General features: G+C 62.5%; 13 protein-coding genes and 1 tRNA gene. 6 read left to right on the top strand and 8 right to left on the bottom strand.

Annotated features, from left to right (window positions below; translation table 11 throughout):
• The first annotated feature begins 143 nt into the window (after positions 1–143).
• Both L1277_RS01290 and L1277_RS01285 read left to right on the top strand, forming a co-directional pair.
• The gene (locus L1277_RS01290) at positions 144–1,982 is read left to right on the top strand and encodes a glycerophosphoryl diester phosphodiesterase membrane domain-containing protein (protein WP_256481316.1); all 1,839 of its coding nucleotides are present in this window, start codon (positions 144–146) and stop codon (positions 1,980–1,982) included.
• Between the two features lie 400 nt (positions 1,983–2,382).
• The gene (locus L1277_RS01285; protein ID WP_253374551.1) at positions 2,383–2,646 is read left to right on the top strand and encodes a hypothetical protein; all 264 of its coding nucleotides are present in this window, start codon (positions 2,383–2,385) and stop codon (positions 2,644–2,646) included.
• Between the two features lie 99 nt (positions 2,647–2,745).
• Here the strand turns inward: L1277_RS01285 and L1277_RS01280 are convergent.
• The 4 genes from L1277_RS01280 to L1277_RS01265 all read right to left on the bottom strand — a co-directional run bounded on the left by L1277_RS01280 (position 2,746) and on the right by L1277_RS01265 (position 5,578).
• A tRNA-Arg gene (locus L1277_RS01280) sits at positions 2,746–2,817 on the bottom strand.
• Between the two features lie 79 nt (positions 2,818–2,896).
• The gene (locus L1277_RS01275) at positions 2,897–3,397 is read right to left on the bottom strand and encodes an HNH endonuclease (protein ID WP_253374550.1); all 501 of its coding nucleotides are present in this window, start codon (positions 3,395–3,397) and stop codon (positions 2,897–2,899) included.
• 339 nt (positions 3,398–3,736) lie between these two features.
• Complete coding sequence (locus L1277_RS01270) at positions 3,737–4,405, bottom strand: C40 family peptidase (RefSeq protein WP_253374549.1); 669 nt, start codon at positions 4,403–4,405, stop codon at positions 3,737–3,739.
• A 477-nt stretch (positions 4,406–4,882) separates the two neighbouring features.
• Positions 4,883–5,578: a metal-dependent transcriptional regulator gene (locus L1277_RS01265; protein WP_253374548.1), complete on the bottom strand. Its 696-nt coding sequence runs from the start codon at positions 5,576–5,578 to the stop codon at positions 4,883–4,885.
• 118 nt (positions 5,579–5,696) lie between these two features.
• Here L1277_RS01265 and serC point away from each other — a divergent pair, with 118 nt between their 5' ends.
• Positions 5,697–6,809, top strand: a complete 1,113-nt coding sequence (gene serC / locus L1277_RS01260) for a phosphoserine transaminase (RefSeq protein WP_253374547.1) — start codon at positions 5,697–5,699, stop codon at positions 6,807–6,809.
• A 77-nt stretch (positions 6,810–6,886) separates the two neighbouring features.
• On the opposite strand, the gene L1277_RS01255 is transcribed toward serC, so the two are convergent.
• On the bottom strand, positions 6,887–7,804 hold the full coding sequence (locus L1277_RS01255) for a DUF3027 domain-containing protein (protein WP_253374546.1): 918 nt from the start codon (positions 7,802–7,804) through the stop codon (positions 6,887–6,889).
• Between the two features lie 47 nt (positions 7,805–7,851).
• Positions 7,852–8,235, bottom strand: coding sequence for a cold-shock protein (locus tag L1277_RS01250; protein WP_253374545.1), 384 nt, complete (start codon positions 8,233–8,235; stop codon positions 7,852–7,854).
• Positions 8,236–8,426: 191 nt separating this feature from the next.
• Between L1277_RS01250 and L1277_RS01245 the strand changes: the two genes are divergently transcribed.
• From L1277_RS01245 to L1277_RS01235, 3 genes are read left to right on the top strand one after another with little or no spacing between them, the layout of a single operon-like run.
• Complete coding sequence (locus L1277_RS01245) at positions 8,427–8,681, top strand: multidrug ABC transporter ATPase (RefSeq protein WP_253374544.1); 255 nt, start codon at positions 8,427–8,429, stop codon at positions 8,679–8,681.
• A gap of 14 nt (positions 8,682–8,695) precedes the next feature.
• Positions 8,696–10,549, top strand: a complete 1,854-nt coding sequence (locus L1277_RS01240; RefSeq protein WP_253374543.1) for a helicase-associated domain-containing protein — start codon at positions 8,696–8,698, stop codon at positions 10,547–10,549.
• A gap of 43 nt (positions 10,550–10,592) precedes the next feature.
• Positions 10,593–12,233 (top strand): DNA repair helicase XPB, encoded by a 1,641-nt coding sequence (locus L1277_RS01235; protein ID WP_253374542.1) that lies wholly within the window; start codon positions 10,593–10,595, stop codon positions 12,231–12,233.
• Here the strand turns inward: L1277_RS01235 and L1277_RS01230 are convergent.
• Both L1277_RS01230 and folP read right to left on the bottom strand, forming a co-directional pair.
• Positions 12,230–12,994 carry a pyrimidine reductase family protein gene (locus tag L1277_RS01230; RefSeq protein ID WP_253374541.1) on the bottom strand — a complete coding sequence of 255 codons (765 nt, stop codon included), beginning with the start codon at positions 12,992–12,994 and terminating at the stop codon, positions 12,230–12,232. The genes L1277_RS01235 and L1277_RS01230 overlap by 4 nt on opposite strands.
• Positions 12,987–13,910 (bottom strand): dihydropteroate synthase, encoded by a 924-nt coding sequence (gene folP / locus L1277_RS01225; protein WP_253374540.1) that lies wholly within the window; start codon positions 13,908–13,910, stop codon positions 12,987–12,989. Before folP ends, L1277_RS01230 begins: the two co-directional genes overlap by 8 nt.
• Between the last annotated feature and the right edge of the window lie 9 nt (positions 13,911–13,919).

Raw genomic sequence — 13,919 nt, 5'->3', positions numbered from 1 at the left:
GAACACCCCGTTCCCCCGTTTCGTATCAAGCGAGACAATGGGACGATGTTTACCGACCGGGATTCATCGATCGGGTCGCACGATAGTTACGGACAAGGGCCGACCCACATGCGCTGCCGCTGCGGTCGCGGAGAGTATCTGAGATGACGGCAGGCCAGCCAGTCCCCTTTTACACCCGTTGCAGGAACTACTTCGCGCCAACGACGGAGCTCGTGTCGTCCGCTCTGCGGAGGACGCGGGCCAACCTGACGCGGTACCTCGTGGTAATCGCGATTCTGCAGGCGGTCAACTACTTCGCCGTCATTCCCGCGATTCGTGCGCTGTTTACTCTCGCACTCCGGGTGTCGGGCCTTGAAAATGTCACGGACCGCACGCTCCTCTCGCTGCTGTCTGCACCGCTCGCAGACCTCCTGCTCTTCGCGATCGCCGTGATCGCCCTTGCAGCACTGGGCGTGCAGCTCTCCGCGACCGTGATCATGATCAACCGGCAGCAGTCCGGTCTGCCCACCACTATGTCAGCGGTGATGTTGAACACCGGCAAGGCACTTCGAAAGATCCTCCATGTTCAGTTTCCCCTGCTGCTGTTCTACCTTGTCCTTGTTATTCCGTTAGCGGGGGTTGGACTTGCATCCGCCCTGATGCCCGATTCGGTTGTGCCTCAGTTTGTCACTCGCGAATTCATGAAGACTCCCATTGGCGCTCTGGGTTGCGCCGCTTTCGTCGGCATCGTTATCTACCTCAATCTGCGCTTGTCGTTGATCCTTCCGACGATGATTGTCGGCAGAGAGCCACTTGCAAAGGCGTTCGCCCGGAGCTTCAAGGCCACCCGATCGGGGCTCTGGCACGTCGCTGGAGCCTTGGGACTGTCGATTGGCGCCGCCGCGGTGGCCGGATCCTTCCTCGTCGAGGTCCTGGTGTTCCTGACGGCGAACACGGAAGGCTCTGGTCCGGCAATCGCTTCCGCGATCATCGCGATGGGACACGCATTTGGCTTCATCCTCATTGGCGCGGCGACAGTCGTCGTCCTTCAAATTCTCGTTCGATTGACCAGGGACGACCTGGGTCTCCCCAGCGTCCCAGCGAAACAGCACACTGCACGCGCGCCGCTCTCAATGGCGCATCGGATGGTTGGTCTCGCAGTCGTGGTGATCGCTTCAATTGCGGTGAGTCAGCTCAGCGCCGGCCCGACCATGGCTTCCGCTTCGTCCGGACGATCTGACGCGGCAATCTTGGCTCACCGTGGTTTCGTTGGCGGAGGTGTTGAGAACACCATCGAGGCGCTGGAGGCTGCTGCACGGACGCATCCCGACTATGTCGAGGTCGACATGCAGCAAACCGCAGATGGCTATTTCGTCGCCAGCCACGACACAAACCTGCTGATGGTCGCCGGGCTGAACGAGGATATTTTCAACATGACGCTTCGGGAAGCCACTGCCGTCGAGCAATATCAAGGTGGCTTCACCGGCAAGATCCCTTCGATGGTCGACTACGTCGGTCGCGCCGCCGAGCTCAAGGTGCCCCTCATGATCGAATTGAAAATTCATGGCCACGAAAGCCCCGACTTCCTCGACCGGTTCCTCACAGAACTAGACAGCATTGACGACACGGATCAGAACACGTACCACTCGCTGAATGCCGATGTAGTGGCGGATTTGAAAGAGCGTCGGCCCCACTTGCGTGTTGGGTACACCATCGCACTCAGCGTGGGCGACGTCCCTCGACTCGACTGTGACTTCTTCGTCATTGAGCAGGGGTCCTTCACACCGGAGTTCCTCACCGAAGCTCACAGACGTGGAAAACCGGTCTACGTCTGGACTGTGAACGAGGAGCCAGCGATTCGGAGTCTGATCCGGATGGGAGTCGACGGCATCGTTACGGACATCCCGGACGTCGCTGTACGCGAGCGGGACCGCCTGACGGATGCCCAAGCACCGGAACGACAAGTGGCAGATGCTCTGTCCTACCTCAGTTTTCTTCGATGAGGCAAGAGTTCCCCAACCGTTAGTTGCCAACGCGGAATCACCGGATCAAGAAAACTGTTGCGCTGCGCGACAGCTCTCCGCTACCGTTGGCCTACGCCGTTCCACGAAAGGAGTCTCCCGTGTTCAACCCAGCAAATGCAATCGCATTCCACACCGCAGACTTCGTCGGCGTCGTCTCCATCTGACTCGGTAGGTAGCTCCCACCGATCCAGACGGTGGTGACGCTCTCGAAGTCAAAAGGCCCAGTGAGGTCGCGTCTGTCGCGAACCCTTCTGCGCGCCCACCCACCCGGGGCATTCTCATGCTCCTTCTCTGTCGCATGAGCGGCAATTCTCTCTTTCGGCGACCCCGAACGCGCCTTTGGCGTGCTCGGTCGCAAACGATCAAGGACAAATACTCCATGAAAACGACACTGGCCACGACTTCGGTCCGCCACGACCACCCACCACAAACGACCCTCCCGGAGACGCCATACGCCACCCGGAGGGTCGGACCGCTCGACCGTGCGGCGCTGCACCTGGGCGTCGCGCTGATCAAATGGGGGCGGCGGCCCGTCAAAGCGGATGGCCGCTCCACGAGGTACCTGAGTGAACAGGCAGAAGAAGCACGTCGGCACCGTGACGCCCTGCGCGATGAGTTCCTCGCTCTACAGTTCTTCCGATGAGAGCTGCGCAACAACGACGTGGCCGGGACCGAAACGTACTTTCGGTCCCGGCCACGTTTGTCTCGTCACGAACTAGTGCAGAATCCATGATTTTAGGGGTGCCCCTGGAGGGATTCGAACCCCCAACCAACTCCTTAGGACGGAGGTGCTCTTCCGTTGAGCTACAGAGGCTGACCTGAGAAGTTTAGCGGAAGAGTCGCTGCCCCCGCGGGAGAAGGACACGGGCGTGCCTGGGTTCGCCCGTAGGTGCTCAAGCCGCAGCAGGAGTCAGGTACGGGTCCCATGCGGGAATCGCTTTTTCCGCTCCACGCACCGCCCACGTCGGGCCGTGGGGCATCCGCGGCTTGGTACGGAGCGACCAACCCATCTCGGCGGGCGTCCGATTGCTCTTCGCGTTGTTGCACCGCAGACAACACGCGACGAGGTTCTCCCAGGAGTCCTCGCCCCCGCGTGAGCGCGGGATCACATGATCGATGGTCGCGGCCGCCTTTCCGCAGTACCCACAACGGTTCGCATCGCGGCGAAGGACGCCGCGGCGCGTTACCGGCACACGGCGAGAATTGGGAATACGCACATACCGATTGAGCACGATGACGGCTGGCCGTTCGTGCACTCCATCCGAGCCCCAGACCGGGTGGTCCGCATCGACTTCGATGATGGCCGCCTTCTCATTCATTACCAGGACGAGTGCCCGGCGGAACGAGACGATGGCGAGTGGCTCGTATCCGGCATTCAACACAAGTGTGCGCATGTGCTTTTCCTCTCAAACGGCCGCGACGGCTTCGCGGTTATTCGGTGTCCTGACCGGAGGCAGAAAAGAGGATCCGGGTAAACAAAAGGCGCAGTCTATGCAGACTGCGCCTAATCTCAACTCACATCGTGGCTGAAACAGAGTGAACCGAAATGCTCACGGCCCGGGCAAGCGCACGCATCCGTGGTGTGGATACCGGCTTGTCGAATCATGAGCGTTCCGCAACTTCTTCCTGAGGTCAGGCATTTAATGTAACGCACAAATGGCGTACTTCCGCATGGAAGCACGCCATTCCTAGCTGAATGTCATCAACTGGACATCTGCGGGTTGAATCAGTTCTTAGATACCGATCCGGACGATCCACCAGTTGTCGGCGTAGATGGGGCCGATACGGAGCGGGGTTCCGGGACGGGATGCGTGAAGAATCATGCCATTTCCCGCGTAGAAGCCAATGTGACCGGAACTTACGACGAGGTCGCCCGGGACGGCGTCTTCGACGGCAATTCGAGTCCCCATGTTGCCCTGAGCGGTCGACGAGTGCGGCATGTCGATGCCGAACTGCGCGTAAACATACTTCACGAAGCCCGAGCAGTCGAAACCAGCCGGGGTGGCGCCACCGTACACATATGGAACGCCCTGGTACTGCAGCGCGACGTTGAACACCTGGTCGAGGCTAAAATTCGGGTACGGCGGATTTGCGAGGTAATCAGACGCGCTCGGGCCGGAGAAGGACGTCTGTTGGGTGGCGAAGGTGGCGCGGCGCGCTGTTGCTTCAGCTGCCTCAGCCACGGCGCGGGCGTTCGCAAGTTCGGCTGCGGTGGTCGCCGAGTATCCATCACGGACGACGGCTGCTGCCGTCACTCCTTCGTCAACGGACAGCGATTGCGCGCCGGATTCTTTGAGCGTCTGCAGTGACGACGCCGACGATGCGGTGTCGTCAGCGGTCGGAGAAAATGCGTAGGCGGGAAGGGCGACGGTTCCGAAGAGCCCCGGTACGAGAATCGCCATGATGGCCGTCGACCGGAACTTGCGCCACCCAGCTTCATTGGAAGCAGGCTTCGCGGAGCGGGCTAGCGGTGTTCCTGTCGCTACAGTCCGCTGGAATGAGCGAACCGAACGCGACGAGGCGACAGCCACCTGGTGCGACGTCGACGGGTCGATATTCTCCGACGCGCCGTCGAACGGCTCTGGGTTACTGTTTACGGCCAAAGTGTGAACCTCCGGCGCCTCGACACCACGCTAGGAATGGGTCTCGTCTACAACAAAAATTCGGGTTTTCCGAGCCAAGGAGACGAGCGGGAGAGGCGCCTTAGATCGGGTTCCTGCGGCCAATGCTGACCTTCGGACTCGTATGAGCGTACGGGAGCGTTACCAATTTGTCACCTTTTGAGGCCGTTTTTTAACGAATTGGTAACGAACACTCAGGGCGCATGAACGCTACGAGGTCGACGCAGCGCACGTCAGACGGGCCCTACTGGGCCACGATTACGGCGTTTCGACGAAGATGTGACCCGCGACTTCGTTAGGCAACTCGAGCCCAGCTCCAAAACCTTCAACCTGGACGAGAACGTAAGATCCAGCCGCAGAAAACACTCCCACGGAACCGGGCATGATTCCACCCTGCTTGAGTTGCAAGAGGAGTTCGGGGTCCACCTGAGCTGGCTCGCCGAGTCGCCGTATGGTCGCCGTGATGGGCTCGCCGCGACCGCGGACGAGCTCGACGAGGTTCGTCACGCCCTGTGCGAAGGTGCCAGCCGGGGTGTCTCCGAGCTCGTCGAGCCCAGGGATCGGGTTGCCGTAGGGCGATTCGGTGGGATGGTTGAGCATGGAGAGCAATTTGCGCTCGACCTGCTCGCTCATCACGTGCTCCCAGCGACAGGCTTCTTCGTGGACGTACTCCCACTCGAGACCGATCACATCGCTGAGAAGACGCTCAGCCAGGCGGTGCTTCCGCATCACATGAACGGCTTTGCTTCGACCGTTGGGGGTCAGTTCGAGGTGGCGGTCGTCCGAAACGACGACGAGGCCATCACGCTCCATGCGACCGACCGTCTGTGACACCGTCGGACCCGAGTGGCTCAACCGTTCGGAAATCCGGGCACGGAGAGGCACGATGTTCTCTTCCTCGAGTTCGAGGATGGTACGAAGGTACATCTCGGTCGTGTCAATCAGATCAGTCATTGACGTCTCCCATGGTTCAGCGCGATAAATTCCAGCCTACTGTGCGAACGGGAGACTCCCGGCGTCTCCCGCCGTCACGGAACCGTTGGCACCAGCGTGGCCATTCTAGAATCGGAGCATGCCTGACATTGTGATTCCCGATGACCTCAAGCCCGCCGACGGACGATTTGGCTGCGGCCCGTCCAAGATCCGTCCGGAGCAGGTGTCAGCTCTCGCTGAGGCTGGTGCCACTCTCCTGGGCACCTCCCACCGTCAGGCACCGGTGAAGAACCTCGTCGGAAGTGTCCGTGAAGGTCTCGGTACCCTCTTCACCATTCCTGAAGGCTACGAAGTAGTCCTCGGGAATGGTGGGTCGACCGCCTTCTGGGATGCCGCGTCCTTCGGCCTCATTGAGCGACGCAGCCAGAACTTAACCTTCGGCGAGTTCGGGTCCAAGTTCGCAAAGGCAGCAGCGGCGCCGTGGCTCGAAGCGCCCGACGTGCGTTCGGCTCCGGCCGGCACGCGTGCAACGGCTGAGCCTGTTGAGGGCGTCGACGTGTATGCATGGACGCACAACGAAACGTCAACCGGCGTGATGGCACCGGTTACCCGCGTCTCCGGTGACGCGGGGGCACTCACCGTCATCGACGCGACGAGCGCGGCCGGTGGCGTGCAGATCGACGCCAGCCAGGCGGATGTCTACTACTTCGCTCCGCAGAAGAACTTCGCGTCTGATGGCGGCCTCTGGTTCGCTCTGTTCTCCCCCGCAGCGCTGGAGCGGGTCGAACGGATTGCCGCGAGCGACCGGTACATTCCGGAGTTCCTCAGCCTGAAGAACGCCGTCGACAACTCGCGCCTCAATCAGACGCTGAACACACCTGCCCTGTCCACTCTGGTGCTCCTCGACGACCAGATTTCCTGGATCGCCAACAACGGCGGACTGGCCTGGGCTGACGCCCGGACTCGCGAGTCGTCCTCACATCTGTACGAGTGGGCCGAGGCAACGTCGTACACGACTCCGTTCGTGGCCGATGCCACTGATCGTTCGCAGGTCGTCGTCACCATCGACTTCGATGACGCGATCGACGCAAGTGCCGTCGCCAAGACGCTGCGCGCCAATGGCATTGTCGACACCGAGCCCTACCGCAAGCTCGGACGCAACCAGCTTCGAGTCGCGACCTTCACCGCTATCGATCCCGCGGACATCCGTCAGCTCACCCGCAGCATCGAGTTCGTCGTCGACGCGCTCTAGCCCCGGCAACCGCCCTCACGCACAATGCCCGCCACTTTTCAGTGGCGGGCATTGTGCTGTGACGAGGGACTGAGGATCTAGTAGGTGCGCTCGGACTCGTCGTCGTCCGAATCATCGTCGTCGTCGGACTCGTCGTCATCATCCTCGGACTCGTCGTCATCATCCTCGGACTCGTCGTCATCATCCTCCGACTCGTCATCATCATCGTCGGACTCGTCGTCATCATCCTCGGAATCGTCGTCTTCTGACGGATCAATCTCGTCGACGTCTACCCCGTCGAGGTCGCCGGCGTGAAGAATACTGAAGCCCTCGTCCTCGTCGTCTTCGTCGTCCTCGAGTTCCGCTGCCGCCTCCGCGAGCGCCCGAGACTCAGCCTCAGCGGCTTCCTGGGACGCGCGGTAGTCGGCGAGTCGCTCAGACCACGGCACCCATTCCGGAGCGAGCAGAGCCTTGTCGCCCGGCATCAACTCGGTTTCAAGAACCATCGGTTCGCCATCTTCAACCCGAGCCAGCGTCACGGTCCAGTTCCAGCCCGGGTACCCGGGAAGGGTGGTTGCGAACAGCAGCGAGAGCACGTGGTCGTCTTCCACGACATGCCCAACGGGCTCGCCGATAGTTGACGCTGGAGTGACATCACGAAGCGCGGCGCGCGCGATGTCAACAGCGGCGAGAAGGACCTCATCTGCTACGGGAGCCGGTTTGGGTGCGACTGGTTCTGCCACCTCAACCTCAGGCTCCTCGGCATTCGCGGCACCGCCAGCTGGCGATTCGACCGAACCGCTGGCGTTTGCCGCACCGACGGCATCCGTGGCCTGAATCTTGTCCTCACGCTCCATGCGTCCAACCGCCGACTGCTCGGACGAGTCGCCGGGACCGTTGTCGACGGCTGGCGCCTCGACCGCGCTCTCGGGTCGGGTCAACAGGTCGGAGGATGCCTCAGGTGCTGACGGCTCCGCCATGGGATTCTCAGTCGTGGAGTTCTCGGCTGTGTTCATCGGAGTGCTCCTCGTGAAAAGACGGCGGGCCCAACGTGGCGCGGCGATCACGCGTCCAGTTCGTCGGCCACCCGGCGCAGCAACTGTGCGACCTTGCGGCTATGTGCGTTGTCGGGGTAACGACCCTTGCGGAGATCTCCACCGAGGCCATCAAGCAGCTTCACCAGGTCTTCAATAATGATCGCCATGTCGTCTGCGGGCTTGCGCTTCATCTTGACCAGGCTCGGCGGTGCGTCGAGCACCCGCACCGAGAGCGCCTGAACGCCGCGCTTGCCATCGGCGATGCCGAATTCGAGTCGAGTGCCGGCTTTGACCGAGGTCACGCCGGCGGGCAGAGCTGAGGCGTGCAGGAAAACTTCCTGTCCGTCATCGCTCGAGATGAAGCCGAAGCCTTTCTCGTCGTCGTAAAACTTAACCTTGCCGGTGGGCATGGACTCAACCTCGCAGGAAACTAGACGCCGGCGTACCGGCGAGTGGTGCACTCGTTACGGCGAGAGCCGAACGAGAAACGGGCAGTATGCGCGCTTCCCTCAAGCTTAGAGCGTCGCGCATCGAGCGAGTTCTGCCGGATTTCGCTCGGAGAGATATCCTGAACAGTGTGAGCGTCAATAATCCAGCCCCCGTGAGCCGTTTCGAACGCGTTCTCGCGTTTATGCTGCTCGGCCTCGTTCTTCTCTCTGTCGGCACGTTCCTGGCGATCATCATCGGAACCTGGCAGGGAATGGGGTCGAGCGATTTCGCAGGCGGCATCTGGCCCGTCGTTGTGATGGTGCCGTACATTGGCCTCCCGCTCGCCTTCGTGGTTCTCATCACGTTGATGATCACGAGTGTGATTCGACGGTCCCGCGAAAACAAGCGCACGACGACCCAACACTGAGTCGCAGGCTGCTCATGACGGACATTATGACCCTCGCAGGCAGCCTTCGCTTGCGGGACGATGCATCGCTCGAGAACCTCCTCACTCGACGTCCCCTCTCCGCTCGCGGCCGGGTCAAGGACTTTTTCGACCTAGCCGAGTCGCTCCTCGATCCGACCAGCATCCGGGCGATCCTGCAGCGTCTCGACCGGCACACGCTTGCCGTGCTCGCCGCCGCAACGCACGAGCCCAGCGGTGCGCCCGAACTCGCCGAACGCATCGGCACGCTCAGCGCCGAGCAGGTGACCGAGCGCGCCGATGCGGCCGTCGACCTTGCACTCCTCACCCGGTCAGCCACCGGCTACGCCGCTTTGATCGCGGTCTCGGCTGTGCTCGACGGCTGGCCCAAGGCTGGACTTCCGGACCTTGCCGAACTGGCCACCATCGAACCGCCGGCCGTCCCTGGGGCGCGCGCAGGGGCATCCGTGTCAGTGAGTGATCCTGCCGCCGCTGAACGGGCGTTCTCGACGACCATGGCGACCGCCGAGCTGATCGTCGAGCTTCTCTCTCACCCGGCCCGGGAATTGGGCAAGGGCGGCCCTGCCCTGCCCGAACGGCGCCGCCTGGCCCACGCCATGCAGGTCGATGAGCCCGCGGTCGACAGTCACCTCGACCTCGCGGTGCGCAGCGGCCTGGCGTCGCACGAGCCCGGCGGCTGGCACCCGACAGCGGCCGGTGAGGCGTGGCTGCACACGACGACTGACCACCGCTGGCAGGCCCTCGCGGCCGCATGGCTCGATGCCATCCCACTTGAGGTGCGTTCGGTACTCAGCGCCAGGGCCAACTGGGGTGACGCGCTGCACGCCTACGCACACTGGCTCTACCCCGCCGGCGGGGACTGGATTCGCGAGGCGGTTGCCCGGGTGGCCGCACATGCGGCTCTTCTCGGCATCACGAGCGGACCATCGCCGTCCACACAGGTCCTGAGCACGGCCGGTTCACTTCTCTTGACAGGGGATGCCACGGCAGCAGCGAGCGCGATGGCTCCCCTTTTTCCCGCCCACGTTCGGCAGGTCTACCTGCAGCACGACCTCTCGATCATTGCTCCCGGGCCGCTGCACCCTGAGCTCGACCTTCGGCTGCGGGCGTTTGCCGAGCTGGAGAACCGGGCGCAGGCGTACAGTTACCGGCTCTCGCCGGAGAGCGTAAACCGGGGCCTGTCCGCCGGTGGATCGGCCGAGGACATGCTCGCCTTCCTCGAGAGCATTTCACTCACCGGGATTCCACAGCCCGTGCACTACCTCATCTCGCAGGCGGCGGCGCGATTCGGCACCGTCCGGGTCGGGATGGTGGCGTCGGGATCTTCGAGTGATCCTGACGTGCGCAGCTACGTTCGATCGCCGGACAGCTCGATGATCGGGCTGCTCGAGGTGGATCAGGCCCTTGGCCCGATCGGGCTTCGCCGCACCGGGCACCTGCAACTCGTCAGCCGGTTCGAGTTCGAGGTGGTGTTCTGGGCGCTCAGTGATGCCCGGTACCCCGTCGCGGCCGAGAATCCCGACGGGTCGCTCCTCAGCCTGCGCCGCCAGCGAATGGCCACAGTTCCCATCATCGAGAGCAAGCCCGACCATGCCGAGCTGCTCGCGAACCTCCGCGCAGCCGAAGCTGAGTCGGCGGGTGACTCACGGCAGGCCTGGGTTGCGCGCCAGTTGGACGCGGCCATCCGCGCGAAGCAAACGGTGACGGTTACCGTGCAGGTGCCCGGCGCCGGCCCACTCGACTTTGTGCTCGAACCCACCGGCGTATCCGGCGGCCGGTTGCGAGCCCGCGACAAACGGGCCGACATCGAGCGCACGCTCCCGCTCTCAAGCATCCTCGAATTGAAATAGAGACAGACGTCGTTCCCAGCCTTCGGTTATAGGGTTTCTAGTTATGTCTGATGGCCCACTGATCGTCCAGAGTGACCGCACTGTTCTGCTCGAGGTCGCTCATCCCCTCGCCGAGGACGCGCGACATGACCTTGCTGTCTTCGCCGAGCTCGAGCGCGCCCCCGAGCACATCCACACCTACCGGATCACTCGCCTCGGGCTCTGGAACGCTCGCGCCGCCGGCCACAACTCCGACGACATGCTGGCCACCCTCGAGAAGTATTCGAAGTTCGCCATCCCAACCACCGTCTCCCTCGACATCGCAGAGACCGTGTCGCGCTACGGCCGCCTTATCATCGAGCGGGACGACGAGAACCAGCTCGTTCTTCGCTCGACAGACGAAGCGGTCCTGACGGAGATCGCAGGTGCGAAGAAGATCGCGCCGCTTCTCATCGGCCACCCCACTCCCGACACCTATCTCGTCGACACGTGGGCCCGCGGGCAGCTCAAGCAGGAACTCGTGAAGCTGGGCTGGCCCGCGGAAGACCTTGCCGGATACACGCCGGGAACACCGCACCAGATTGATCTGACGCTCGAGGATTGGCACCTGCGCGGGTACCAGCAGAAGGCCATCGACAACTTCTTCGAAGGCGGCTCGGGCGTCGTTGTCCTCCCTTGTGGCGCTGGAAAGACGCTCGTCGGAGCGGGCGCGATGGCCACCGCGAAAACAAACACCCTGATTCTGGTCACCAATACTGTGTCCGCGCGGCAGTGGCGGGACGAGCTGCTGCGCCGTACGAGCCTCACCGAAGAGGAGATCGGTGAGTATTCCGGCCAAGTCAAAGAAGTCAAACCTGTCACTATTGCCACCTACCAGATCCTGACGGCCAAGCGGAAGGGTGAGTACGCCCACCTTGCGCTGCTCGACGCCATGGACTGGGGACTGGTCGTTTACGACGAAGTTCATCTCCTCCCCGCACCGGTCTTCAAGCTGACGGCCGAGTTGCAGGCCCGGCGTCGACTGGGATTGACCGCGACACTCGTACGAGAAGACGGTCGCGAAGGCGATGTCTTCAGCCTGATCGGACCGAAGCGATTCGACGCCCCATGGAAGGAGATCGAAGCCCAGGGGTACATCTCCCCCGCCACCTGTTACGAGGTGCGCATTGACCTGCCGCAGTCGGAACGGCTGACCTATGCTGCTGCGGCCGATGACGAGCGCTATCGGCTGGCCGCCACGGCGCCGGCAAAGCTCGACGTCGTGCGTGACCTGGTTGCCCGGCACAAGGGCGAACGGATCCTTGTCATCGGGCAGTACCTCGACCAGATCGACGAACTCGCGGAGGAGCTCGACGCGCCTAAGCTCACCGGCTCAACACCGGTCGACGAGCGAGAGCGCTTGTTCCAGGCCTTCCGCCAGGGCGAGATCACCGTCCTGGTCGTCTCCAAGGTTGCAAACTTTTCCGTCGACCTTCCTGAAGCCACAGTAGCGATTCAGGTCTCCGGATCGTTCGGATCACGTCAGGAAGAGGCACAACGCCTCGGCCGCCTGCTCCGGCCGAAAGAATCCGGCCTGAGCGCGAACTTCTACACACTGGTCGCGCGGGACACCGTCGATCAGGACTTCGCGCAGAACCGTCAGCGCTTCCTCGCCGAGCAGGGTTACAGCTACACGATCCTCGACGCGAACTCCATCGCGGCTTAAACCTTGGCGGCCGCCTTACGGACGTACCGCAGGAGCAGAGCGTCGTCCGCGTTCAGCGCGTGGACGACGTCGAAGTCACGCCGAAGCTCGACTGGCGCTCCCGCCACGATGCGCGGCGCGCCCGGCCCCTCCAACACTGACCTCACGGTCAAACAAAGCTCATCGACCGTGTCTTCACGGATGAGGTCAGCGAAGAAGCTCGGTCCGCCCTCACAGTGCATTTGCGTCAACCCACGTCGGCATAACGACTGTCGCATGAGCACCGTGTCGACGGACGACCGTCCCGCGACAAGGACGTCGGCCACTTCGGAAAAACGCTCGCGCCGACGTTCCGACACCTCGTCTACCGTGACCACGATGGGACGAATAGGTGCGCCCGTGAAGATCGCTGATTCCGGATCCAGATTGAGCGATGACGACACAATCGCGAACACGGGGTGCGGCGGCAAACCGTGCTGCATCCTCCACTCGACCGACGCGTCGTCGAGCCGCATCGGTCCGTAGCCCTCCGCACGAACAGTGCCAGCGCCCACCACGATGACGTCGGACAACCGACGCAGCAAGTCGAAGACCCGGCGATCGGCCGGGGACCCTAAATCGCCGCTCAACCCGTTGGCCGTCGCCGCCCCGTCGATACTGGAAATGAAGTTCACCCGAAGCCACGGGCTTGACCGGTCTGGCGTCGAATAAAGGTCGAGGATTTCTTCGTCCGTGACGTCTGCGGTCGACTGCTGCAAAAGGGTGATGCGAGGTTTACTCATTACGGTCGCCCATGTTGTGACGCAGATAGGCGGGCTCGCGGAAACCGAGTATGGCTTCAGTCATCCGGGCAGCATCGACCGACTCACGAACGTTATGCATTCGAAGGATCCGTGCCCCGTTGGTGATTGCGACCACAGCGGCAGCAAGCGACCCGGCAACGCGATCACCACGGTCGCGGTCCAGGGTCTCACCGACGAAGTCCTTATTGGACACCGCGGCGAGCGCCGGATAGCCGAGGGCGGCTATCTCCGAGAATCGGCGAGTCAACTCCAGTGAGTGCAACGTGTTCTTGTTAAGATCGTGCCCCGGGTCGACAATGATGCGGTTTTCGGGGATTCCCGAGGCAAGGGCGAGATTCACCTGCCGTCCTAAAAAGTCGGCGACCTCCGCCACGACGTCGCCGTAGGTCGGCCTCCCGTACACCGTTCGGGGTTCAGCGAGGCTGTGAGTGATGACGACGTGGGCCTTACTGTCCGCGATCACTGCCGCCATGTCGGGATTTCGTAGCCCAGTGGTGTCGTTGACGACGTCGGCTCCGGCCTCAATACTGCGCCTCGCGACCTCGGGCTGGAACGTGTCGACCGAGATCACGACATCGCTTGATTCTCGAATGGCCTCAATCACCGGGATCACCCGGTTTACCTCGTCGGCGACGGCAAGCTCCGGCCCTGGGGCGAAGGGAGCGCCGCCGATGTCGATAATGTCCGCGCCATCTGCCACGGCGGCCAACGCAGCGGCAACGGCCGCGTCAAAGGCGAACGTACTCCCGCGGTCATAGAAGGAATCGGGCGTGCGATTCACTACCGCCATGACTGCGACTCGCTGTGAAAAGTCAAAGCTCTGCGATCCGATGGTGCGGATCGGTGCGATGAGCGGGGGCGATCCAAAAGAGGCGGTCGGCCGGGATGCAGTCATGACACCCAT

The sequence above is a fragment of the Okibacterium sp. HSC-33S16 genome (genome assembly GCF_024171565.1).
Taxonomy (GTDB): Bacteria; Actinomycetota; Actinomycetes; order Actinomycetales; family Microbacteriaceae; genus Mycetocola_A.
The sequence above is the reverse complement of the archived record's forward strand: the minus strand, read 5'-3'. Positions and strand labels throughout refer to the sequence as shown.